General features: G+C 53.1%; 21 protein-coding genes and 1 pseudogene. 1 reads left to right on the top strand and 21 read right to left on the bottom strand.

Annotated elements, in window-relative coordinates; all coding sequences use genetic code 11:
* Positions 1 to 74: 74 nt before the first annotated feature.
* Genes DYC63_RS10595 through dapB form a run of 18 tightly spaced genes read right to left on the bottom strand, consistent with a single transcriptional unit; the run spans position 75 to position 18820 of the window.
* The gene (locus DYC63_RS10595) at positions 75 to 1418 is read right to left on the bottom strand and encodes a TldD/PmbA family protein (protein WP_115219188.1); all 1344 of its coding nucleotides are present in this window, start codon (positions 1416 to 1418) and stop codon (positions 75 to 77) included.
* Entirely contained in the window at positions 1415 to 2839 is a 1425-nt protein-coding gene (tldD, locus tag DYC63_RS10600; protein WP_115219189.1) for a metalloprotease TldD, read from the bottom strand. Before tldD ends, DYC63_RS10595 begins: the two co-directional genes overlap by 4 nt.
* Positions 2836 to 4119, bottom strand: coding sequence for a GTP-binding protein (locus DYC63_RS10605; protein WP_115219190.1), 1284 nt, complete (start codon positions 4117 to 4119; stop codon positions 2836 to 2838). The genes tldD and DYC63_RS10605 overlap by 4 nt, the downstream gene beginning before the upstream one ends.
* Positions 4106 to 5587, bottom strand: a complete 1482-nt coding sequence (locus tag DYC63_RS10610; protein WP_115219191.1) for a GTPase — start codon at positions 5585 to 5587, stop codon at positions 4106 to 4108. Before DYC63_RS10610 ends, DYC63_RS10605 begins: the two co-directional genes overlap by 14 nt.
* Positions 5580 to 5984 carry an acyl-CoA thioesterase gene (locus DYC63_RS10615; RefSeq protein WP_115219192.1) on the bottom strand — a complete coding sequence of 135 codons (405 nt, stop codon included), beginning with the start codon at positions 5982 to 5984 and terminating at the stop codon, positions 5580 to 5582. The genes DYC63_RS10610 and DYC63_RS10615 overlap by 8 nt, the downstream gene beginning before the upstream one ends.
* Positions 5984 to 6646: a tRNA (adenosine(37)-N6)-threonylcarbamoyltransferase complex dimerization subunit type 1 TsaB gene (gene tsaB / locus DYC63_RS10620; protein ID WP_115219193.1), complete on the bottom strand. Its 663-nt coding sequence runs from the start codon at positions 6644 to 6646 to the stop codon at positions 5984 to 5986. Before tsaB ends, DYC63_RS10615 begins: the two co-directional genes overlap by 1 nt.
* The gene (gene yoaA / locus DYC63_RS10625) at positions 6630 to 8636 is read right to left on the bottom strand and encodes a DNA repair helicase YoaA (protein ID WP_115219194.1); all 2007 of its coding nucleotides are present in this window, start codon (positions 8634 to 8636) and stop codon (positions 6630 to 6632) included. Before yoaA ends, tsaB begins: the two co-directional genes overlap by 17 nt.
* A 16-nt stretch (positions 8637 to 8652) precedes the next feature.
* Positions 8653 to 9618, bottom strand: coding sequence for a tetratricopeptide repeat protein (locus tag DYC63_RS10630; protein ID WP_115219195.1), 966 nt, complete (start codon positions 9616 to 9618; stop codon positions 8653 to 8655).
* 55 nt (positions 9619 to 9673) lie between these two features.
* Positions 9674 to 11986 (bottom strand): penicillin-binding protein 1B, encoded by a 2313-nt coding sequence (gene mrcB / locus DYC63_RS10635; RefSeq protein ID WP_245888149.1) that lies wholly within the window; start codon positions 11984 to 11986, stop codon positions 9674 to 9676.
* A gap of 57 nt (positions 11987 to 12043) precedes the next feature.
* Positions 12044 to 12820 carry a thymidylate synthase gene (locus DYC63_RS10640; protein ID WP_115219196.1) on the bottom strand — a complete coding sequence of 259 codons (777 nt, stop codon included), beginning with the start codon at positions 12818 to 12820 and terminating at the stop codon, positions 12044 to 12046.
* A 3-nt stretch (positions 12821 to 12823) separates the two neighbouring features.
* Positions 12824 to 13648 carry a prolipoprotein diacylglyceryl transferase gene (gene lgt / locus DYC63_RS10645; protein ID WP_115219197.1) on the bottom strand — a complete coding sequence of 275 codons (825 nt, stop codon included), beginning with the start codon at positions 13646 to 13648 and terminating at the stop codon, positions 12824 to 12826.
* Positions 13649 to 13680: 32 nt separating this feature from the next.
* On the bottom strand, positions 13681 to 14358 hold the full coding sequence (locus DYC63_RS10650; RefSeq protein ID WP_172459496.1) for a TIGR04211 family SH3 domain-containing protein: 678 nt from the start codon (positions 14356 to 14358) through the stop codon (positions 13681 to 13683).
* A complete protein-coding gene (locus tag DYC63_RS10655; protein WP_115219199.1) occupies positions 14355 to 15059 on the bottom strand; it encodes a hypothetical protein in 705 nt (234 codons plus the stop codon). Before DYC63_RS10655 ends, DYC63_RS10650 begins: the two co-directional genes overlap by 4 nt.
* The gene (gene pssA, locus DYC63_RS10660) at positions 15056 to 15805 is read right to left on the bottom strand and encodes a CDP-diacylglycerol--serine O-phosphatidyltransferase (protein ID WP_115219200.1); all 750 of its coding nucleotides are present in this window, start codon (positions 15803 to 15805) and stop codon (positions 15056 to 15058) included. Before pssA ends, DYC63_RS10655 begins: the two co-directional genes overlap by 4 nt.
* Positions 15802 to 16515, bottom strand: coding sequence for an orotidine-5'-phosphate decarboxylase (gene pyrF / locus DYC63_RS10665; protein ID WP_115219201.1), 714 nt, complete (start codon positions 16513 to 16515; stop codon positions 15802 to 15804). Before pyrF ends, pssA begins: the two co-directional genes overlap by 4 nt.
* The gene (locus tag DYC63_RS10670) at positions 16512 to 17660 is read right to left on the bottom strand and encodes a lipopolysaccharide assembly protein LapB (RefSeq protein WP_115219202.1); all 1149 of its coding nucleotides are present in this window, start codon (positions 17658 to 17660) and stop codon (positions 16512 to 16514) included. The genes pyrF and DYC63_RS10670 overlap by 4 nt, the downstream gene beginning before the upstream one ends.
* A gap of 5 nt (positions 17661 to 17665) precedes the next feature.
* Positions 17666 to 17968: a lipopolysaccharide assembly protein LapA domain-containing protein gene (locus tag DYC63_RS10675; RefSeq protein WP_115219203.1), complete on the bottom strand. Its 303-nt coding sequence runs from the start codon at positions 17966 to 17968 to the stop codon at positions 17666 to 17668.
* 54 nt (positions 17969 to 18022) lie between these two features.
* Positions 18023 to 18820, bottom strand: a complete 798-nt coding sequence (gene dapB, locus DYC63_RS10680; protein WP_115219204.1) for a 4-hydroxy-tetrahydrodipicolinate reductase — start codon at positions 18818 to 18820, stop codon at positions 18023 to 18025.
* A gap of 69 nt (positions 18821 to 18889) precedes the next feature.
* Between dapB and DYC63_RS10685 the strand changes: the two genes are divergently transcribed.
* Entirely contained in the window at positions 18890 to 19414 is a 525-nt protein-coding gene (locus DYC63_RS10685; RefSeq protein WP_115219205.1) for a Smr/MutS family protein, read from the top strand.
* Here the strand turns inward: DYC63_RS10685 and DYC63_RS10690 are convergent.
* The 3 genes and pseudogenes from DYC63_RS10690 to msrAB all read right to left on the bottom strand — a co-directional run.
* On the bottom strand, positions 19380 to 20126 hold the full coding sequence (locus DYC63_RS10690; RefSeq protein WP_115219206.1) for a pseudouridine synthase: 747 nt from the start codon (positions 20124 to 20126) through the stop codon (positions 19380 to 19382). The two genes, DYC63_RS10685 and DYC63_RS10690, sit on opposite strands and share 35 nt — an antisense overlap.
* Positions 20119 to 21372, bottom strand: coding sequence for an O-antigen ligase family protein (locus tag DYC63_RS10695; RefSeq protein WP_172459497.1), 1254 nt, complete (start codon positions 21370 to 21372; stop codon positions 20119 to 20121). Before DYC63_RS10695 ends, DYC63_RS10690 begins: the two co-directional genes overlap by 8 nt.
* Positions 21362 to 22354: pseudogene (msrAB, locus tag DYC63_RS10700) on the bottom strand (bifunctional peptide-methionine (S)-S-oxide reductase MsrA/peptide-methionine (R)-S-oxide reductase MsrB); the annotation flags it as partial. The pseudogene msrAB and the gene DYC63_RS10695, both read right to left, overlap by 11 nt.
* Positions 22355 to 22356: the final 2 nt, after the last annotated feature.

The raw sequence follows: 22356 nt of genomic DNA on the forward strand, positions 1-22356 counted from the left end.
AACAAAACAGGCTTAGCATCTGCTAAGCCTGATTCATTTTCACATCCGCTCAAATAGAATTTGCTTCTCCAAAACTACTGTGCTACCACCATTTTTTTAATCCATATCGAAGGCGCATGAATGCTGCGGCGCATATCGGCATCATCGCCAATCGCGACAATATCGCGCAGCATCTCATTGAGATTGCCGGCAATCGTCAGTCCTTCCACCGCATGACTAATCACACCGTTTTCCACCCAAAAACCCGAAGCGCCGCGCGAATAATCGCCGGTCAGCAAATCCACGCCCTGCCCCATCAGCGAAGTAACAATCAGACCGCGCTCCATCTGCCGATACAGCTCTTCGAGCGGCAAAGGCGCTGCTTGGCTGTGCAGTTTCAGATTATGCACGCCGCCGCCGTTGCCTGTGGGTGCACTATTAAGGCGGCGTGCGGCATAGCTGTTGAGCAAATAACGCGCGACTCTGCCTTCGCTAATCAAGGCGCTGTCTGCCGGTGCCAAACCTTCGCTGTCAAAAGGAATGCTGCTAAGTGCGCGCGGCAGATGCGGATGCTCTTGCAGACTCAGCCATTCGGGCATGATTTGCTTGCCAAGACTGTCCGCTAAAAAACTAAGTTTGCGGTATTGCGCCCGTCCTTCAAGGGCTTGCACCACATGACGCAGCAGTCCGTTGGCTATCTCGCGATCGAAAATCACCGGATATTCGCCGTTGGTAATCGCTTTGGGCAGCAAATGGGCAACCGCTTTTTGCGCCGCCTGTCTGCCGATGCTTTCGGGGGCTTGTAAATCTTGGTAAAAACGCGCGCTGTCCCAGCTGAAATCGGTTTGCTGGTCGTCTTGTTCGCGTGCCAATACCGATAAGGACAAACTTGCATGGCTGCTACTATAGCCGCCGGCAAAACCGTTGGATTGGGCAAGATAAACATAGCTGCGTCCGGCATCGGCGCCTGCGCCGTCGCAGAGAACAATCCGCGCATCATAGGCTTTGGCGCTGCTTTCCATTATCTGAGCCTGTGCTTCCAGCCAATCGCTGCTCGGCAAGACGCCGCTGTCCAATTCCAAATCTGCTAAGGCTTGGGCGGATAAGGGGCGATAATACTGCACTTCCGGCAATCCGAAATATTCGTCGGCTTCGGTGTACGTCGCGCCGTCAATCGCTGCCTGTACCGCCGCGCACAGTGCATCAGGCGTGCAATCGCTGATGCTGCAATGTCCCATCGCTTGGTTTTTCAACACAGAAATGCCGACGCTCAATTCCTGCTCGCGGTTCAGTTCTTCCAATTGGCCTTCGCGCAATTGCAGGGACTCCCCCTCGCTTTGATAGAGTTGTACGCTGCATTCCTGCGCGCCTAATGCTTGGGCGCGTTCTAGGACGATTGCGGCTTTTTCAGCAAATACTGTTTCGTTCATCAGGCTCATAATGCCGTTCCCCCCACCGTTAATTCATCAATTTTCACACTGGGCAAGCCCACGCCCACCGGTACGCTCTGCCCGTTCTTGCCGCAGCTGCCGATGCCGCTATCCAGTGCTAAATCATTGCCGACCATGCTGATTTTCTGCATCGCTTCCAAGCCGTTGCCGATAAGGGTCGCGCCCTTGAGCGGCGCAGTCAATTTGCCGTCTTCAATCAAATAGGCTTGAGTGGCGGCAAAGACGAATTGTCCGTTGGTAATATCGACTTGTCCGCCGCCGAACTGCTCGGCGTAAATGCCGCGCTTCACGCTTTTAATCATGTCTTCGCGGCTATGTTCGCCCGCGGCTAAATAAGTATTGGTCATGCGCGGCATCGGCAAATGGGCATAGCTTTCGCGCCGTCCGTTACCGGTAGGGGCGACCTTCATCAGGCGCGCATTGAGACGGTCTTGCATATAACCTTGCAAAATCCCATTTTCAATCAATACGTTTCTTGCCGTCGGCGTGCCTTCGTCGTCCACGCTTAAAGAACCGCGCCGTCCCGCTATCGTGCCATCGTCAATGACCGTACACAACGGCGAACAAACCGACTGCCCAATCTTGCCGCTAAACACGGAAGTGCCTTTGCGGTTGAAATCGCCTTCCAAACCATGTCCCACCGCCTCATGCAGCAGCACCCCCGTCCAGCCGTTGCCCAGCACCACCGGCATACTGCCGGCAGGCGCAGGACGGGCTTGCAGATTAAACAATGCCTGCGCCACCGCTTCTTCGACATAGCGGCGCACCTGTTCCTGCGGCAGCAATGCCAAATAGCCGTCGCGTCCGCCGCCGCCCGAATAACCGCTTTCGCGGCGACCGTTTTCTTCCACCACGACCGAAATATTAAAGCGCAGCAAAGGGCGCACGTCTTCGGCAAAATAGCCGTCCAAACGCAGCACGAAAATCTCTTCCGCACTTGCCGCCAGCGAAACGCTCACATCGACCACACGGCTATCCAATTGATGAGCATAGTCATCCGCCAAATGCAACAGCGCGACTTTCTCCGCCGCGCTTAAGGTTTGCAGCGGGTCTATGGCGGGATAAAGCGGCGTAATGCTTTGCGCTTTGGCTTCCACCGCCAGATGGATATCGCTCTGTTGGCGTCCGATTTGCCGTGCGAAACGGCAGGCTTCAAACAGCGAAGCGCTGTCCAAAGCATCGGCATAAGCAAAGCCGGTCTGCTCGCCGACAATCGCGCGCACGCCCAATCCGGCGCCGGCATCATAGGCGGCGGTTTTTACTTTGTGTTCGGATAATGCCCATTGCTCGCTGCGGCTGCGTTGCAAATAAATATCGCCGTCGTCAATGCCTTTAAATGCCAGCAAAGACAATCCCTTGCTTAAATCCTGCGCGCTTAATGCCTCGCTGTTCCACCATGCTGTGTTCATTGTTTTCCTTTGCCTAAAATTTGCTTGACTGAAGATTTTGCCTCATCGATTAATGCTTCTTTATCCAAATCCGCCATGATTTGCTCAATTACCGCCTTTGCGCCGCTGCTACCCCAAGACTCGCCTTGGGCAAAATATTGCTGCGCCGCCTTGCCGATAACATAGCTGCCGTAGAAGGCGACGCCTGCCTGCGCACCGGCGGTCAATACAGTGGACAGTCCGCCCGTCAAGCCTTTCAAGACTGAAGACAAGACCTGCACGCCATAGACCGTTCCCATCAGCAAACCGGTTTGCAGGGCAATGGTGCGGATTAATTTGCCGGCTTCGTGACGGGTCAGCTCGATGCCGTAAACTTTCGACAAATGCAACACCATGCCCGAATCCGCCGCCAAAGCCAATAAATCCACCGCCGGCAGGGGATTGACCGCCACCCCCACCGCCTTGAACAAGGCATAGTGGCGGATAATCCTTTCTGCGACTTCTTTGCGCGCCGCCACAATTTCCGCCCCCACTTTCTCGCTCATGCGTCCGGCAAAAACGCTGGCATTGAGGGCGGCATAACTCTGCCCTTTTTCCTGCAAGAGCTGCCATAAAAGAGTGCGCAATGCCTCAACCTGCGGCTCGCCGCCAATCCATTGTTCCTGTTCGCTGCCGTCGGGCATTTCGATAAAAGCCAAGGTTTTTTCGGGCATTGCCGCGGCGGCGACAATATGTTCGGCAGGCAGAATATCGCGCAACTGCTGACGCAAATTGCCCAATAAAGCGGCGACCTGCCTGTCATCGTATTGGTCGGCTTTATTCAATACCAGCACAATCGGCTGGGTCGGCTGATACAAACTGCGCAAAGCCTGATGCTCGATATCGGTCATATCGCCGTCAATTACGAACAAAATCACATCGGCTTGCCGCGCTACCTCATCGGCAATCTGCGCCCGCTCCGCGCCGTTGACTTCATCAATCCCCGGCGTATCGAGCAAAAATACGCCGCCGCTGTCAAAACTCTGCCACAGAGTTTCCGCGCTATGTTTGGTATGACCGTGCAAAACGCTGGTTTCAAACACCTCGCGCCCTGCCAAAGCGTTCAGCAAAGCCGATTTGCCCACGCTCACACGCCCGAAGACCGCCACATGTACATTGCCGCGCTCAAGTTTGTCGAGCAAGCGCTGCAATTGGCGGTAATCCTCGCCCAAACGCGCCTTAGCACCGGCGTTTAGACGATTGTCTTCCAGCAATTTCGTGATGCTGTCGCGGGCGATTTGCAAATGTTTATGCGCCGCCATATTTCTCTCCCAATGCGGTTTTAATTAAAGAAACGGCGCGTTTTTCCATATCGTGCTGCATCTGCTGCTCAAAAGCATTGAGCACGTTTTGCGTCGTAAACTGCGTTTCCGCTTTGTCCAGCGTGTCGACAATCGCCTGTCCCAAGCTCTCGAAAATCAGACCGTAAGCCACGGCATGGCTCGCTCCGCCCAAAACCGTGCCGATGCCCGGAAAGGCCTTGCAGACATTGCCGGTTAAGGCAAGCATCACGGTCAATTGCGAGCGCACTTTACCGCCGGCAGCTTCCAATAAGCCCTGTAAATCCACGTCCTGCGTGGAAACACCGTAGAGTTTGGTCAAAGATTTAATCAGCTCCAAGCCCAAATAGCCTTGGATAATCACATCCGTTCCCGGCCCGACCGCGGCAACCCCACCGAACATCGCCTTGCGCGAGTAAGTTTTGACAATGCTTTTGCCGCGTTCGCGACGAAATGCCGCCAGACGCTGCGATAAGGTATCGTCCGCCAATTCGATGAGCGCCTGACGCTGACTACTGCTCAATTCGCCACGCCGCGCTTCCAAATCGGCAAAAAGTTGCACCAAGGCATGCACATCGCCGCCGAGCAAACGCTCTTCTTTACGCAGGCTGCCGTCTGCCGCCTGAATCTGTACTTCTTTGGCATGAATGCTGTCCACCGCCACCAATTGCGCATCGGCGGGAATTTCACTGCGGATATGCTCGAGCAATTGGCGGCGTTCGCTTTCTTTGTAGCGGCTGATTTTATTCAGCACCACCACCAGCGGTTTGCCGAAATCGTTGAGCTGCATAATCGAAGCCTTATCCGAAGCGGTAATATCCTGATCCAGCACATAGCAGACAATATGCACCCGTCTTGCCGCCGCCAAGACTTCTTCCGCCAAATGCGCCACCGTCTGCGCCTGATGTGTGCCGGGCATATCCAATAATTGCAGGCTTAAGCCCTGCGCCGCCTGATAATAAAAGCGTTCGATTTTGCCGGTAGAGCCGCCGATGACCGAGGTTTCCACCCGCGCATCGGGAATCAGACTGCGGATTAAAGAGCTTTTGCCGGTGCTGATTTTGCCGAAAAAGGCGACTTCCAATTCCTGCGCCTGCTCATTCGGCAAAGCCGCCAATTGCGCATCTAATTCCTCGGCTTCAAAGCCCTGTTCGCGCGCCTGCTCCAGTCTTGCCTGAACGCTTTCCAGACTGGGGCGGACGCGGCTTTTTTTATTCTGCGGCTTGCTGCGTCCCAGCGTCCAAATCTTAAAGACCAGATATAGACCCGCCAATGCCACTACCGCCACCACCGCCAGATAAATGCCTAAGAGCCACGGCGAGCTGTCTTTCAACTGCATAAAGGCGCGGTAGCCGAAATCGGTCAGCTGGAAAATAATCAGCAAAACCGCCAAGATGACGACCACCGTCAGCAGCATTAAAATGCGGCGCAATAATTTCACACTATCCATGCGCTTCCTCACTAAGAGCTTGTACAAATGCCTCGGGCAGAGCGCAGACCTGACGGCTGCGGTAATCGAAGGCAACCATCAGCGTTTCTGCGCGGGCAATCAGGGTTTCGCCGCGCCGAATCCGATAAGCCAGATTAAAACGCGCCTGCTTGAGCTGCGTTACCCGCATTTCCACGTGCAAAACATCGCGCAAAAAGGCTTCTGCTAAATAATCGACTTGCAGGCGGCGCATAATCAGACCGCAGCCGAAGCAATCCAATTCATTGGCGCCTAATTGCTGCAAAAAATCCAAACGCGCCTGATGCAGCAAGGTAATCAGGCGGTCATGCCCTAAATGTCCGCCGTAATTGATATCGCCGATGTGCACCGCCAACTCGGTCGTAAATACCTTATCCATCAGCCGGTAATCTCATTGCGCAGATATTGCAGATCTATCGCTTGCTGCGGCGATTGCCAGCGGCAGAGATTGAGCGCGGAAAATGCGTCGCGCGCCTGCGGTACGGTTTGCTGCTGCGGCAGATGCGCTATTTTATCCGCCACATAATTATCGCCCGAAACCATTACGTTGTCGGCAGTCTCCAGCCAAGGCGAGGGCAAATCTTGGGCAAAGAATAAGCCCTCTTCCGCAGCCAATTGCCATGAGCCGCCGCGATATTCATATAAAGCGGCATAATGCTGGCGCATGCGCGCGTCCATCAAAGCCAGCACGGTGCTATCTTCTGTCGGCGCAGAAGCTGCCGCCAATAAAGCCAAAGAAGACAGGCAGCCCAGCGGCGTATCATAAGCGGCGGCAAGCCCTGCTGCCATGCTCGCGCCCACACGCAAACCCGTAAACGCCCCCGGTCCTGCGCTGATGATGATACCGCCCAAATCGGCGATATTCAGTCCCGCCGCCTGCAGTAGGCGATCAATCATCGGCAACAGCACTTCGGTATGCTTGGCATGCCCTTGATGACATTCCGCCGTAATGATGCCTTGGCAACGCAGGGCGGCGGAAGCGGCAGGCGTGGAAGTGTCAATCGCCAACAGCGGGCGCGATAAATCAGGATGATGGTTCATGATAAGTAAAGAAACGGTCAACAATGGATAAATCGGTGGTGCGGGTCATGCGTGGCAAACTGTCGAGAAAAATCTTGCCGTAGCCCTTGCCGGTCAGACGCGGATCGCCGATCAATAATACGCCGTAATCGGCGCTGTCGCGAATCAAACGTCCCACGCCTTGTTTGAGCGTGATTACCGCCTGCGGCAGGCTGTCGTGAATAAAAGGCGACAGCCCTTTTTCTTCCAGCAGACGGTGTCGCGTTTTGGTTACCGGATCATTGGGCGCGGCAAAAGGCAGTTTGTCAATTACGACGCAGACCAAGCGGTCGCCGCGTACGTCCACACCCTCCCAGAAACTGGCGGTGGCCAGCAGCACACCACGTTCGCTGCGGCGAAATTCGCTTAATAATTGCGTTTTCGGCATTTCTCCCTGCACGAAAAGCGTGAAATCCTCGTCTTCCAAACAGGCTTTCGCCTCATGCATGGCACGATAACTGGTAAACAGGCAAAAGGCGCGTCCTTTGCTGCGTTTAAGCACCGGCAATGCGGCTTGCATCAAAGCGGCGGTGTAATGCTCGGCATTCGGAGGCGGCAATTGCGGCGGATGATAAAGCAGAGATTGCAGACGGTAGTTAAAAGGACTGCCTAGCAGCAAGGTCTGTACATTCTGCCCCAAGCCCAATTCGCGGCGGAAATGGTCGAATTTATTATCCACCGCCAAGGTGGCGGAAAGAAAACACCAACCTGCCTGCGACTGACTAATCCATTGTGCAAATTTGCTCGCCGCATTAACCGGTACCGCATTGAGCACAAAGGAACGCTGCCCCACATCCAGCCATTGCGCGGTATCCGTTAAGGCATTGTCTTCTTCGCTCTCATCGGATGCTGCTTTATCATGATGAAATTCATCTAAAAAACGAATCAGCAAACTGCGCAATTCGCCCAAACGCTCCGCCAAAGCCGCCAAAACCTTGCTCCGCTCATGATGCGGACTCAAGCTCGCATCGAGGGCCGCCAAACATTCCGCCAAAGCCTGCAGTGCCGTCCAAAAAACATTTAAGCTACGCAATTCTTCGCCGTCATAATATTGATTGCCGGCGCTTACGCGGCCGCTCTGCTGTTCGCCAAATAAGCCGACCTGATTTTTCAGCTCGCTTAATAATTGATTCAAACCTTGATGGCTCAATGCAATCTGTTTTTGCAATTCCAAGGCATCAGGGGCATCGGCTAATTGCGCCGCCTGCAATTCCTCTAAAAATAACTGCACTTGGCGGGAGGAAAAACGTTCGCCTAAGAAATTAACCGCCGTCTGCGGCAGATGATGCGCCTCGTCAATGATAAAGGCTTCAATATCCGGCAGAATTTCCGCAAAGCCGTCGCTTTTTAAAGCGAAATCCGCCAAAAGCAGATGATGATTGACAACCACCACATCCGCTTCTTTGGCTTTCTGCCGCGCTTTTTGAACAAAGCATTCTTCAAAAAATTCGCAGTCGCGTCCCAAGCAATTGTCGGTCGTGCTGCTGATGCGCTGGCGCACGGGATCGTCTTCGGCAAGCTCCAAGGCGACCAAATCGCCGTCCAAACTGCGGTCGATAAAGGTTTCCACGCGCCGTCTTTGCGCGCGCTCGATTGGGGAATTCGCGCCGCTTTCCTGCCATTTGCCATAATGATAATGGCAGAAATAATTGCTCCGCCCTTTCAGTAAGGCCACTTTGGCAGGACTGGCGAGCAATTTGCGCACTAAGGGCAAATCGCTGCTGAAAATTTGTTCTTGCAGGGTTTTCGTCGCAGTCGAAACCAAGGCTTTTTTGCCGCTTAACAGAATCGGTAAAAGATAGGCAAAGGTTTTGCCGGTGCCGGTGCCGGCTTCGGCAAGCAGAACACTGTCGGCGTTTAAGGTATTGAAAACCGCTTCTGCCAATTGCTGCTGCCCTTCGCGCGGCTGATAACCGTCCACCAAAGACGCCAAAGCCCCTTGCGGGGCAAAATATGGCTCTAAAATCGACACGGATGGTACTTAAAATTTAGAAAGAAGCGGCTTTTTCCGATGCCGCAATTGCGCCTTGATTATCGCCTAATGCCTTGCGCGCATTGGCAATCAAAGACCAGCTTTTGCGCATCACGCTGTTATTGCCGCCCATATTCGCTGCGCGTGCGGCAGCGGCTTCGGCTTCGCGGTAACGCTTCTGATGATAGCGGATATTGGCGATGTCATACAGAATATTGGCGTTTTTGCTGTCGATGCGGTGTGCGTCTTCCAAATAGGCCGCCGCGCCGTCCAAATTACCTTTGCCCAATTCGCTATTGGCTTTTTGCAATAAGCTGCTGACTGCGCTGCCGCCGCTCGCTGCCGGACGTTCGCCGGCAGGTTGTGCCGCTGCTACTTGTCTTGCCGATTCTTGAGCGGGGCTTGCCTGAGCTGCTTGCTGCGGCGTGCTTGGCGCTTGTGCCTGCGCATTTTGGCTATTGTCTTCACGCGCCGGCGGACGAATCGGCTGCGGCTCCTGTCTGTTGGCTACCGGCGTCGCCATAGGGGCTTGCGGCTCGACTTTCGGCATGTCGGTAGCGGTAGGCGGGGTATTAGGACGCACTGCCCAGCCGTCATTTGCCGCATTTTGTGCAGGGTTAGGTGCTGCATTGGCAGGGCCGTAAGGCGATGCCGCAGTCGCCTGCGTGGCGGCTTGAGTCTGCGCCTGCTGAGCTTGTTGGCGTGCAATTTCCGCTTGGCGGCGAGCTTCGGCTTCCTGCTGCTGACGCAGTGCTTCGGCTTGTGCTTGCTGCTGTTGGGCGGTATTTACGCCGATTCGCGTGTTGGCATAGGCATTCCGCGCTTGCTGCGGCTGTTGCTGCCAGCCCTGCATCGGCTGCTGCTGACGTCCGTAATAGGTGTTTTGATTATTCACCGGCGCTACGCCGCCGCCGTACATCATGCCGGTACAGCCTGATAAAATCGCCGCGGCAACCATTACACTAAGCCTTTTTAATTTCATAAATCCCTCGTTAATCTTTTCATTAAAAAATTCGCGCTATTGTAAAACAAAACGCCTAATTGTTGAAGAATGAACCGCTAGGCTCGGAAAAGCCTGATTGATTGAAACTCGGCACCACAAAACTGCCTTCATAAATATCGCTATCATTTCCCACCGGCGCAGGTGCGGCGCAATTGCCGCCCCAACTCGGTTCGTAACCGGCGATAAAGGGTAGAGAAAGCGTATTCTTACAGCCATTACCCGCTAATAAACCGTTACTGCGATTAATATTGCGCATCACGATGCCCTCAGGGGGATTAACGGTCAAAGGTTTATTCGGCACTTGCTTCATCAAGGCAATCCACAAGGGTAAGCCGCCTGCCCCGCCGGCTAATTTCGTGGATTGGTTTTGGTCATTACCCACCCAAGCCACGGTCAGGTAATTGCCTGAAAAACCGGCAAACCAACTGTCGCGATAATCGTCGGTGGTGCCTGTTTTGCCGGCAAAATTATAGCTTTTGTCGAAATGTTGATAGACCAATGTCGCCGTGCCTCTGCGCGGAATTTCCTGCATGGCGGTCATCAATAGATAATAAGGCGTCGGCTCAACCACACGAATGCCCTGCATATCGAAGCGGCGAATGGCTTCGCCCTGCTGAGTGGTAATATCGCGAATGGCGCGCAGCGGCTGATAATAGCCGCCTGAGGCAAAGGTTTCATAAATTTGCGCCACTTCTAGGGGCGTCATCTGCACCGCGCCTAAAGACAGTGAGGGATAGGGTTTAATACCGTCGCGCGAACCCAGTCGCTTCAAAGTAGCCACCACATCCGTCAAGCCGATGTCCAAGGCGATTCTGGCGGTGGGAATATTATAAGATTTGACCAAGGCGTCAATCAGCATAGCATCGGGAAAACTGCGCGTACTGTAATTTTTCGGCGACCATTTGGCACCGCCGTTGCGGTAATTCAATTGGCTGCCGTCAATCATCGTCGATAAGCTGTAACGCGTCGGATATTCCAAAGCGGCTAAATAGACCGCCGGCTTAACCAAGGAACCGATTTGCCGCTTGGCGGATAAGGCGCGGTTAAAGCCCTGCTCGCCGCCTTGCCGCGAACCGATAATCGCTACCACGTCCGCACTGTTGGTTTCTACAATCACACCGGCACCTTGTAAGAAATTACTGCGCAGACCTTTACCACGCTCCAATTTAGCCAATTGGCTGGACAGTGCTTCCTGAGCTTTTTCCTGAATTTGCGGATCCAGAGTGGTAAAGATATTCAAGCCCTGTTTGGTCAAGTCTTCACGGCTGTAATTCTGCTGCAATTGGCTGCTGACCAAATCCATGAATTCAGGATAACGAATCCGCTCCCGCGTCCGCTCGACGGGCGCCACATCCAGCGGCAAACCATCGGCTAAATCCGCATCTTCTTGGCTGATTAAGCCTTGCTGCACCATGACTTTCAAAATCAAGCCGCGTCTTTGCAGGGCATATTCGGGATGTTTGCGCGGATCGGCATTGCCCGGCTCACGCACCAAGGCAACCAAAGTGGCAATTTCATGCAAATTCAATTCGGATACGGGTTTATTGAAATAATATTCACTGGCTAAGCCGAAGCCGTGAATCGCTCTTTGCCCGTCTTGTCCCAGATAGATTTCATTGATATAGCCTTCAAGAATGTTTTCTTTGGTGCTGTAACGCTCTAAGACCAAAGCCATCAGCATTTCTTTGACTTTGCGCGAAATACTGCGCTCATTGCTCAAATAATGATTTTTAATGAATTGCTGGGTAATGGTCGAGCCGCCCTGCTGATCGCCTTTGCGCACATAGGTCACATAAATCGAGCGCAGCAAGCCGCGCGGATCAACGCCGGGGTGCAGATAAAAATTGCGGTCTTCGGTAGCCAAAATGGTATCAATCAATACCGGCGGCACTTCGTCTAATTTCACCAAAAGGCGGTCTTCGCGATGCTGCGGATAAATGCTGGCAATGCGCAGCGGATTGAGGCGCTCCAAGCCGATTTCTTCAAAAGTACTCAAGCTTTCCACTCGGCTGATTTTGCCTTCGGCAAAACTAATCTGCATCCGCCGCGCAGGACGCACCTGATCCCAAAACGCAAATTCCGCTGCGTAGTAAATCACGCTGTCGCCATTGTCTTGATATTGCCCCGGCTCCAAGACTTCCGCTACTTTGCGATATTCCAAGAGTTCCAATTCGCGCAGCAGCTGAGCCTTGCTCAAGGGCGCGCCGGCATATAATTCCAAGGGACGTGCATAGACGCGTGCCGGCATCGACCATAGCGCGCCGCCCAAATTATTGGAATCCAATTCATATTGTGCTTCCAATTTCTTCGCATAGGTCCAAGCGATAAGAATGCCGAAAACACCCATTACGACGCAAAAATAAAATACATTTCTGAAAAAACGCAGAATAATCATTGCCTTCCTCTATACTGCCACTGCCGCTTTAATCGCCGGCAGCGGGTCATAGCCGATTAAGCGAATATCCTCGAAACGATAAGCGTCAATGCTTTGCGCTTTATCTAATTCAAGCTGCGGCAAAGGCCGCGGACTGCGGCTTAATTGCTCCTGCGCTTGGGCTAAGTGGTTGCTATATAAATGCACGTCGCCGCCCGTCCAGACAAAATCGCCCAATGCCAAATCGCATTGCTGCGCCATCATCATGGTTAATAGAGCATAACTGGCAATATTAAAAGGCACGCCTAAAAAGACATCCGCCGAGCGTTGATACAGTTGACAGGATAATTTGCCGTCGGCGACATAAAACTGAAACAGGGCATGGCAGGGTTGCAATGCCATTTTGCCCAATTCGGGCACATTCCATGCCGAGACCAGCATGCGGCGGGAATCGGGATTGTGTTTTAAGGTCTCTATGACTTGGGCGATTTGATCGATGCCCTGCCAATCCCGCCATTGCTTGCCGTAAATCGGACCTAAATCGCCGTTTTCATCCGCCCATTCGTCCCAAATACTCACACCGTGTTCTTTCAAATAGCCAATATTGGTATCGCCGCGCAAAAACCACAGCAATTCATAAACAATCGATTTGAAATGTACTTTTTTAGTCGTCAGCAAGGGAAAACCTGCCTGCAAATCAAAGCGCATTTGATAGCCGAATACCGAACGCGTGCCGGTGCCGGTACGGTCGGTTTTTTCACTACCTTGCGTGAGGATATGGCGTAGTAATTCTTGATAAATGTGCATGAATCAATCCGCTGAAAGAGAATAAGGTTTGGGCGGCGCAGACTGCGGACGCAGCCATAAATAAAGCCCGATTAATGCCATCGGCAGGCAGAGCAATTGCCCCATCGTCATGCCGAAATAAAAACTCATTTGCGCATCTTTTTCGCGCACAAATTCGCTTAAAAAACGTCCGACGGCATAAAGCAACAAGAATAAACCGGTGGTTTGCCCGCGATAACGCGGCCTGCGCGCATAGAGATTGAGCACGATAAAGAGCAATAAACCCTCCCATGCCGCCTGATAGAGCTGCGAGGGATGGCGGACAAGATGATCTCCCGCGCTTGGGAAGACCATGCCCCAAGCCACATCGGTCGGACGTCCCCATAATTCGCCGTTGATAAAATTACCAATCCGTCCAAAAAATAAACCGATGGTAACCAAGGGCGCGATAAAATCGCCGATGTCTAAAATTTTGCGTTCGTATTTATAGGCATAGCCGATGCAGGCGATGGTAACGCCTAATAATCCGCCGTGAAAAGACATGCCGCCGTCCCAAATTCTCAGCGGCAACATCGGATCTTTTATCAAAATATCAATGCCGTAAGGAACCAGCACATAAAATAAGACATAACCTAGGCGGCCGCCTAAAATGGTGCCGAGCATCAGCCAAAAGAGCAAATCGCCGAGTTGGTCTTTATCCCAGCCTAAGGCGGGACGGCGTTTTGCATAATAGACGCCCAGTAAATAACCCAAACTAAAGCCCAAGACATACATCAAGCCGTACCAAGTCGGCTTGATCGGACCGAGGGCGAAAATCACGGGATCAATCTGCGGATGTTGTAAAGCCATAATCGTTCTAAGCCATAAAGCGCGGCATCATACTATAAATCATGCAATTGGCGGCGTCTTTTTGTGCGCCCCAATAGAGAAAAAATCACGGATAAAAATGCTCCCGATAAAACTAAACCGCCGCCTAAAAGCATTTGTCGGCGCAGCCCCGTATCTTGCAAGCGGCTGTTTTGATGCTGCAATTGCAGATTTTCCTGTTCTAGGTTGACGACGCGCGCCTGCAATTCACGGTTGCGGCGGTCTATTTCCACCGCATTTGCCGATACTCTTTGCAAAGCAAGCAAATCCGCCCTTGCCGTTTCCGCCTGTTGGCGGCTTTGCGCCAAAGCCTGCTGCAATTCTTGCACGCTGAGCAATTCGGCATCATGGACTTGCTTTAATTGCGCATGCTGCGCTTGGGCGAGATTAAGCTGACGGCTTTGCTCGGCAAATTGGCTATGCACACTGGGACTGTGCATGATATTTTTCGCCCAGACCCAACCCTGCAATTCACCTGCCTGCACCAATACATAGCGTCCGTCTTCGCTGTTACGCAATATCTGTACCGGCACGCCCGCTTTCAGCGAACCTAAATATTTGCCGCTGCTTTGCGGCGCATCGCTGACAGAGGTTTGCAACTCATCGCTAATCCATGCGGACTCTCCCTGTTGAGCGAAAGCAGCACCGCTCAATAATCCTAGTAACAGCCATCGGCTGATAATCGCCTTCATGAAAGTATTCCCCGTAACTGTAATAAATCCAACCATAGCCGACGCTTAGACGGCGCAGCATGCAATGCCAAAGCAGGATGCGTGATTCTGCGCCCTGTAGTCTTCAATAAGGTTTGCGCTTGCTGCGCCAAATGCTCATCGCCTAGCAGCACATAATTCGAGCAGGCGATCTCGGGCAGCGTATCGCCTTGCGGCGCAGCATCGCTCTGCCAGTCTTGCAGGGTGGCAAAAATTGCCGCCGCCTGCGGATAATCGCAACGCGCCAAGGCATTGTGCAGCAATACCGCCTCTTGCGCATGCGCAAATAAGCGCCAAGCGCCGTCAAACCATAAAGGCGGCAGCACGAAAGCCAATTCTTCTTTCAGCACAAGACTACACTGCGCCAAAGCAAAAATATCGATATCGCCCAGTTTTTGCCGCTGTGCCGATCTTGTTTCCCGAACCGCAGACGGCGGTGCGGCCATTGGCGTTGTCGATGTTTCAGGGGCAAATATCTGCGGCAATATCTCTTTGGCTTGCACCAAAGCATTTTGCGGATTTTGCGGATTTTGCGGATTTTCCTGCACCGGCCCACTGGCAATTTGCGTCGAGAGATGTTGGCGGTGAAGCGCACGCACATCGCTGCGCCGCAAGTAGCGCTTCAAGCCTAATAATTGCCAAGCTTTTTGCTGTGCTGCCGTGGGATTTAAAAATGAGTTCACATTGAGCGCTTACGTTGCCAACGCCAGATTGACCACAAAGGGCCATGTAAGGCATAAGTAAAGAAAATCAGCGGCAATGCCAAGGCCGGTTCCAAAAAGATGCCCGCCAAAATAATCGCCGGCAAGGCAGCATAGCGAAACGGCAGTTTTCCTTCGATTTTCAGACTTTTGCCGCTGAAATATTTGAAATTACTCACCATTGCCAAGCCGGTCAGTATCAATAATGCCGCGCTAAAGAGCAGCAGATTCTTCGGCTGAAAGCCGTAGCGCTGGGCAAACCAGACAAAACCGGCAATCACGCCGGCGGCAGAAGGACTGGGTAAACCGATGAAAAAGGCTTTATCCACCACATTGACTTGCGCATTAAAACGCGCCAAGCGCAATGCGGCGCAGGCGGTGTAAATAAATGCCGCCATCCAGCCTAAGCGGGAAGGCACCAGAGGCGCAGTCGCACTCAAATGCAGTGTCCAATGATAAAGCAGCATTGCCGGTGCAACGCCGAAAGAAACCAAATCCGCCAAGGAATCGTATTGCACGCCGAATTCGCTGGCGGTGTTGGTCAAACGCGCCACGCGTCCGTCGCAGCCGTCTAAAATCATCGCAAAGAAAATCAGCACGCTGGCAAAGACATAGCGTCCGTCCGTAGCTGCCAAAATGGCATAAAATCCGCAGAAAAGCGCCGCCGTAGTGAATAAATTCGGCAGAATATAAATGCCGCGTCGCCGTCCTGTATGTTGATTGTTCATGATTTTTCCTTGTTAAAGTGGGCAATGTCGGCGGCAATGCTTTCTAATGCCGCCAAGGGATCGGCTGCCGCGGTAATCGGGCGTCCGATCACAAGGTAATCGCTGCCGCTTGCCAAGGCGCGCTCGGGCGTCATGATGCGGCTTTGATCGTCCGAAGCGCTGCCAAGCGGGCGAATGCCAGGGGTAACGGTCAGGAAATCGCGGGCGGTAGCGGCTTTTACCGCCGCCGCTTCATGCGCCGAACAGACTACACCCTGCAAGCCGCAGTCATAGCTTAAGGCGGTCAGCGCCGCGACTTGTTCAGCTAATCCGCGCGTGACGCCGATATCGTCCAATTCCGTCTCCGCCATACTGGTCAATACCGTTACCGCAATCAATAGCGGCGCTTGGCGGCGCTGCGCAAGCGCTTCTGCGGCGGCTGTCAGCATTTTGCGTCCGCCGCCGGCATGCACATTGACCATCCAGACACCCAAATCAGCGGCGGCGCGTACCGCATCCGCCACCGTATTGGGAATATCGTGATATTTCAAATCCAAAAAAATCTCGAAACCGCCGGCTTGCAAACGTTCGACTACCGTCACGCCGGCGCGGGTAAATAGGGCTTTGCCGATTTTAATCCGACACAGACGGGGATTGAGCTGCTCCGCCAAGGCGTAAGCAGTCTGCACATCGTCAAAATCAAAGGCCAATAAAATCTTAGGATCACTCATCTTTGCTCTACTTTTACTTCAATCAAAGGCTGGAAACTGCTCCAAGCATGACAGGCGGGGCAATGCCAAATCAGGCGCTGTTGGCGGAAACCGCATTCATTGCATTGATAAACGTGCTGCGGGCTGATACCTTTGCCGATAAGCGTATTTAGCCCCTGCAAACTCGGCTCGGGATGACTCTGCAAATAAGCCGCCAATAGCAGCGGGTTTTGCTGTTCCTGCAAGCGGCTTTGTAATAATTGATGCGCCGCTTCCGCTTTACCCAGACGGCTGAGGGTTTCGGCGGTAGCAAGGCTCAATCGCGCCTGCCGCATCTGCGCTTCTTTTTCCAATAACCATTGCAGATATTCTTCGCTGCGCCCGATTTCGGCATAGGCTTCGGCGAGTAAGGGCAGGATTTCCGGTAAAAAATTCGCCGCTTGTTCGCCAATGGAATGGTAGTGATGAATGGCGGAAACCGGCTCGCCGCGCTGCATGGCTAATTGCGCCTGCATATGGTAGGCACGTCCGCAGCGGTTATCTGCCACGAGCGCCGCGTCTAATAAGGTGTGCATGCGCGAGGTATCGCCTTCGCTTTGGGCGATTTCCGCCAGCTCGCAATAATAATGGGCGATTTGCCGCGCCCGACTGCCATAGCCTGCCGCCTGCCATAATTCGCTAATCTCTATCGCTTTTTGCCATTGTGCGGTGCGTTCGTAAATCCGCCATAGGGCGGCATAGATGTCGCGGGTGCGGAAATTCTCGCCCTGTCTTTTTTCCAATAAGGCTTGCGCTTGGCGAAACATGCCGGCATGGGCATAGTCTTCCGCCAATTCAAAATCGACCGCACAGGCTTGGGTATTGTCTAAAAAAGGCAGATCGGCCAATTGGCGGTGCAGATGCAAAGCGCGGTCCAATTCGCCGCGCTTGCGGAACAAGGCACCCAAAGTCAGCTGATTGTCAAAGGTCTGACGATCGATATTCGCCATTTGCAGAAAGACGTCGACGGCGCGGTCGGTTTGGTCGTTGAGCAGGAAGCTCAAGCCTTCAAAATAGGCGGAACGCGATTTCGATTGCCGCATGTCGCGCGCCTCTTTACGCATGGCGATCCACCAGCCCGACCATGCCGCCAAGGGCAGCAGGAGAATCAGCAGCCACTCGCTCATGCTAATCAGGCTTGATGGCTTTGCTCGAATTCCGCGCGCACTTGGACTTTATCCTGTGCTTTGTATTCCTGCGCCAGCATTTTCTCCAAAGCAACGGCGCGGTTTTTCCAGTATAAGAATTTCAATCCGAAGACGATTTGCGTTAACAAGGCGCCGCAGACAAAGCAGATGAGCATGACAAAGACCAGCGGCAATTGCGTGCTGCCTAAGATGTAGTCGAACTGCACTTGCGCTTTATTAAACAAGCCGAAGACAAAAAACAGTACCGCCAAGACTAAGACGGAAAGATATAACCCTAATTTTTTCATACTCAACTCCTAAATCATTCCAAAAAAAACGCCGCTATGATAGCAAATTCTGCCTTAGACTTGACGAAAACCCAAGACGTCCGCCATGCTGTATAAGCCTGCCGGCTTGCCTTGCAGCCATTTGGCGGCAATTAGAGCACCACGCGCGAAAATGCTGCGGTCGTGGGCGCGATGGGTAAATTCCAAGCGTTCGTGGTCGTTAATAAAATAGACGGTGTGTTCGCCGCTGATTTCTCCGCCGCGCATGACCGAAAAGCCGATATCGCCTGTTTTACGCGCATTTTCATAGGGATAAACCATATGTTCCGCCAAATTCACCTCGCGTCCCAGCGCGATTTGCTCGCCCAGCTTCAATGCCGTGCCCGAAGGGGCATCGACTTTGCGACGGTGGTGACTTTCAAAGATTTCTACATCCCAATCTTCGGCGGGCAATACGCTTGCCACGCGTTTTGCCACTTCCATCAGCACATTCACGCCCAAGCTGGTATTGGCGGCAAAGACGATCGGAATGTGTCGGGCGGCACGTTCGATCCAAGCGGCGGTTTCGGCATTAAAACCTGTGGTGCCGATCATCATGGGGCGGTCGTAGCGTTGGCAAATCGGCAGGAGGCTGAGGGTGGCGTCGGGACGGGTAAAGTCAATAATCACATCGGATTGCTGACACAAGATTTCCAGATTAGAGGTGGTTTTTAAAGGGCTGTCGATGTCGCAGATGCTGTTTAAGGCGCGGTTTGCCCAGCTGTGCGAGTCGCGCACTGAAACGGCGCTGAGCTCGCAGTCGCTATCCAGCAAAGCCGCGCGCGCAATTTCCTGCCCCATTTTCCCATTAACTCCATGAATGGCTATTTTCATCTTCACTCCTTTATTCCAAAGCGCATGGCATTTATCATGCCGCCATGATACACGAGATTGCTTATAAATATGTCTGAAGCAGAGAGAAAATCCGGCGAAAGTTTCGCCGATTTAATCGGCAAGGTGGATGCGATTAAAACAGCGGCGCTGTCGCCGGCGTTCGGTCAGCGTCCTAAAATACGCCAAGAACGCCGCATTGCCAGTCAAAATAGCCGCTTAACCCAGCCGCAAAGCGCCGAATTTTTAGCGGAGAATTTCGCCCAATTGCCGCCCGCCGAGTTGCGTGCCATGCAGAGTTTGCATCTGCGCATCGTGCGGGAATGGGATTTCCACGGCTATTTTGTGGAGGATGCCAGACAATTATTGACCGATGCCCTCGATGAACGGCGCAATCGTCAGCCCGAATATTGGCTGATTGTGCATGGCAAAGGGCGCAATAGCTCGCCTTATGACAAGGCGCCTTTGAAAAACGCCATTTTCGAGCTGCTGCGCACGCATCAGGCGGTAGCGGCGGCAGTTTCGGTGCGTGACAGCGATGGCAAAAGCGGTGCGGTGGCGGTTAAAGTGAAAGCAAAGTCGCGCCGTCAGTCTTAAACAGCTGATAAATACGCTGCCACCGCGGCGTAACGACCGAATCGACGATTTCTAAGGCTGTAGCTGTTTGCGGATGCCGCAGCCGCAGCGCATAGCTGTGCAGCAATAGGCCGTGAATGTCGAGATGTTCGGCGAAGGCTTTGTTTTGGCGCAAATCGCCGTAGGCGGTGTCGCCGATAATCGGGTGGGAAATATGTTTTGCATGGCGGCGCAATTGATGTTTGCGTCCGCTTTGCGGTACTAAGCAGGCAAGGCTGTAGTGCGAAGTGGGATAGCGCGCGCTACTGGCAAAAGGCAATTCCACCTGTGCCAGCGGCGTGAATCGGCTGCATGCGGCTTTAGCTTCTGTTAAGGCTTTACGATGCTTGTCGGCAATCGCATCGTAAATCGGCTTTAAAGGATAGTCGATTGTCTGTGCTTGCAGATAGCCGCGCAGCACCGCATGATAGCGTTTCTCTACCCCTCCGCTGTCAAATTGCGCCTTAAGCGCTGCGGCGGTGGCAGATTGCAGGGCAAACAGCACGATGCCCGAGGTCGGACGATCAAGGCGGTGCACCGGATACAGATACTGTCCGATTTGATCGCGCAATTGCTGCAACAGAAAATCTTGCGCGCGGCGATCCAAATTGCTGCGGTGCACAAACAAGCCTGCCGGCTTATGCACCGCAATGAGATAATCGTCCCGATATAAAATGCTTAAGGCTTCAGACATGCGTACCGATTGGTATCGGTCGTTTACCCAAACCTGTAATCAAATAAGCATTAAAGAGCAGGAAAAAGACGCTGGTGATATTGTGCGCCAAAATGGCATTACTCATCGAGCAGGTATAAAACGCCGCACAGACTGCTATACCCGACCATGCCATCGTTCTCTGTTCCGCCGTCAAAGGAAAACGCAAAGCGCGCAGATAAAGATAGGCAGGATAGGCATACATCAGCAAAGTGGCAGTACCGCCCAAAAGCCCATAGCGCACAAAGATATCGATAAAATCATTATGCACATGGTTAAAACCTTTGACGGCTGTCGCACAGAATCCTTGATCGGCTGCCTCTATCATCATCTGCTTTAATTCACCCCCCAAACCCAGCCAAGGCTGCTCGGCAAAGAGATGCCAGCTGCATTGCCACATCGCCAAACGCGCGCCTTGCGAGGAATGGGCATTGCCGGATTGAAATTGCTGTATGTCATACCAAATTTGCATGACACGTCCTGAAATATGCAGCTGCGGAATGCTGCATAAGAGCGCAATAAATGCGGATACACCCAGCAGCATAACAATAGCGGTTTTAAGCCGTTTGCCGCCTTCCTGCGCCGCAATATACAGCGCCATTGTCGGTAAGAGCACCAGCCAGCCGCCGCGTCCGCCGGTCAAGAATGCTCCCGCCAATGCCAATAAAGCCGCTGCATGCAATAGCCACCAACTCAACCCGAAACGCCGATAAGCAAAGCTTGCAAATAAGGCCGCCGTTCCCATAATCATCACCATATCTGAATATTGGATTTGATTCTGGTAGCCATAGCCACTGCCGATGCCCTTGCCTTGAATCACGCGCGCGATAAAGACCACCGTAAATGCCGCCGCAATGCCCAAGACCAGACTAATCGCATAGCAGTGCATCGAGGGGCGCCAACGCCAAATGGCAATCACAAGCGGCACAGCCAACAGATAACGCCCCAAGCGCTCATAAGCGCCGATCGGCTCATCGCCTGCATATAAAAACAGCAGCATCAAGCCGACATAGACTAAGAGCAGCAGCGACCATTGCCGTGTTGCCTGCGATAAAGGCGGCATCTGCCGCCATGTAAACAGACTCAAAATGCCGGCCAAAGCGATAGCGCCTGCGCCATAGCCGTAACTGCTGCGCACAACAAAAGCCAAAACAAAGGCAAGCAGCCAAAAGCTGCCTACCCAAAAACGCCCCAACTGAAAACCTTGCCGAATAGAATTAACTGCCATGACGACGCACCGCTGCTTTGAACGCGCCATAACCTGCGGCATCCATCTCATCATAAGGAATGAATTTCAAACTCGCGCCATTGATGCAATAGCGCAAACCGCCCATTGCCTGCGGACCGTCTTCAAACACATGTCCCAAATGCGAATCCGCCGCACGACTGCGCACTTCCGTACGCACGCGCGACAGCGACAAATCCTCATGCTCGGTAATCACCGCCTCTGTAATCGGACGGGTAAAACTCGGCCAGCCGCAGCCGGCATCATATTTATCCGCCGAGCTGAACAAGGGTTCGCCGCTGACGATATCCACATAAATACCCTCTTGTGTCAATTGATCGTATTCATGCGAGAAAGGACGTTCGGTGGCTTCTTCCTGCGTGACCTGCCATTGCAAATCGCTCAATTGCGCCTTTAAACCTTCCGCTTCCGGCTTATGATAAGCCGCGCCGTCAACCGCAATTTGCGCTTCCTGCGCACGCACTTGCTCGGCATGGGACAAAGGCGTAGCGGCAATGCCTAAATTGACATGACAGTAGCCGTTCGGATTTTTATCCAAATAATCTTGATGATATTCTTCCGCGCGATAGAAATTGCCCAAGGGTAGATTTTCCACCACCAGCGGCTCGGCATAATCGCTTTGCAAACGTGCCAAAGCCCGCGCAATCACCGCCTGATCCGCCGCATCTTCATAATAGACGCCGACGCGGTACATCGTGCCGACATCCGCGCCCTGCTTATTCAGACTGGTCGGCTCGATAATGCGGAAAAGGTATTGCAGCAATTCGCCGAGACTGATGCGGCTGTCGTCGTAATCAATCTTGACCGTTTCCGCCGCCTCCGTCGCCCCTGAGCGCACCTGCTCATAAGAGGGATTGACCGTATTGCCGTTGGCATAGCCACTCTGCGTCTGCACTACGCCCTCAATTCTGGCGAAATAGGCATCTACGCCCCAAAAGCAACCGCCGGCAAAATAAATCGTTTTTT

It is taken from the genome of Suttonella indologenes (genome assembly GCF_900460215.1).
Classification (GTDB): domain Bacteria; phylum Pseudomonadota; class Gammaproteobacteria; order Cardiobacteriales; family Cardiobacteriaceae; genus Suttonella; species Suttonella indologenes.

Excerpts from the sequence above, each read along its gene's own strand:
- DYC63_RS10595 (WP_115219188.1), bottom strand. The coding sequence starts at position 1,418 with ATGAGCCTGATGAACGAAACAGTATTTGCTGAAAAAGCCGCAATCGTC.
- tldD (WP_115219189.1), bottom strand. The coding sequence starts at position 2,839 with ATGAACACAGCATGGTGGAACAGCGAGGCATTAAGCGCGCAGGATTTA.
- DYC63_RS10605 (WP_115219190.1), bottom strand. The coding sequence starts at position 4,119 with ATGGCGGCGCATAAACATTTGCAAATCGCCCGCGACAGCATCACGAAA.
- DYC63_RS10610 (WP_115219191.1), bottom strand. The coding sequence starts at position 5,587 with ATGGATAGTGTGAAATTATTGCGCCGCATTTTAATGCTGCTGACGGTG.
- DYC63_RS10615 (WP_115219192.1), bottom strand. The coding sequence starts at position 5,984 with ATGGATAAGGTATTTACGACCGAGTTGGCGGTGCACATCGGCGATATC.
- tsaB (WP_115219193.1), bottom strand. The coding sequence starts at position 6,646 with ATGAACCATCATCCTGATTTATCGCGCCCGCTGTTGGCGATTGACACT.
- DYC63_RS10630 (WP_115219195.1), bottom strand. The coding sequence starts at position 9,618 with ATGAAATTAAAAAGGCTTAGTGTAATGGTTGCCGCGGCGATTTTATCA.
- mrcB (WP_245888149.1), bottom strand. The coding sequence starts at position 11,986 with ATGGGTGTTTTCGGCATTCTTATCGCTTGGACCTATGCGAAGAAATTG.
- DYC63_RS10640 (WP_115219196.1), bottom strand. The coding sequence starts at position 12,820 with ATGCACATTTATCAAGAATTACTACGCCATATCCTCACGCAAGGTAGT.
- lgt (WP_115219197.1), bottom strand. The coding sequence starts at position 13,648 with ATGGCTTTACAACATCCGCAGATTGATCCCGTGATTTTCGCCCTCGGT.
- DYC63_RS10650 (WP_172459496.1), bottom strand. The coding sequence starts at position 14,358 with ATGAAGGCGATTATCAGCCGATGGCTGTTACTAGGATTATTGAGCGGT.
- pssA (WP_115219200.1), bottom strand. The coding sequence starts at position 15,805 with ATGAACAATCAACATACAGGACGGCGACGCGGCATTTATATTCTGCCG.
- pyrF (WP_115219201.1), bottom strand. The coding sequence starts at position 16,515 with ATGAGTGATCCTAAGATTTTATTGGCCTTTGATTTTGACGATGTGCAG.
- DYC63_RS10670 (WP_115219202.1), bottom strand. The coding sequence starts at position 17,660 with ATGAGCGAGTGGCTGCTGATTCTCCTGCTGCCCTTGGCGGCATGGTCG.
- DYC63_RS10675 (WP_115219203.1), bottom strand. The coding sequence starts at position 17,968 with ATGAAAAAATTAGGGTTATATCTTTCCGTCTTAGTCTTGGCGGTACTG.
- dapB (WP_115219204.1), bottom strand. The coding sequence starts at position 18,820 with ATGAAAATAGCCATTCATGGAGTTAATGGGAAAATGGGGCAGGAAATT.
- DYC63_RS10685 (WP_115219205.1), top strand. The coding sequence starts at position 18,890 with ATGTCTGAAGCAGAGAGAAAATCCGGCGAAAGTTTCGCCGATTTAATC.
- DYC63_RS10690 (WP_115219206.1), bottom strand. The coding sequence starts at position 20,126 with ATGTCTGAAGCCTTAAGCATTTTATATCGGGACGATTATCTCATTGCG.
- DYC63_RS10695 (WP_172459497.1), bottom strand. The coding sequence starts at position 21,372 with ATGGCAGTTAATTCTATTCGGCAAGGTTTTCAGTTGGGGCGTTTTTGG.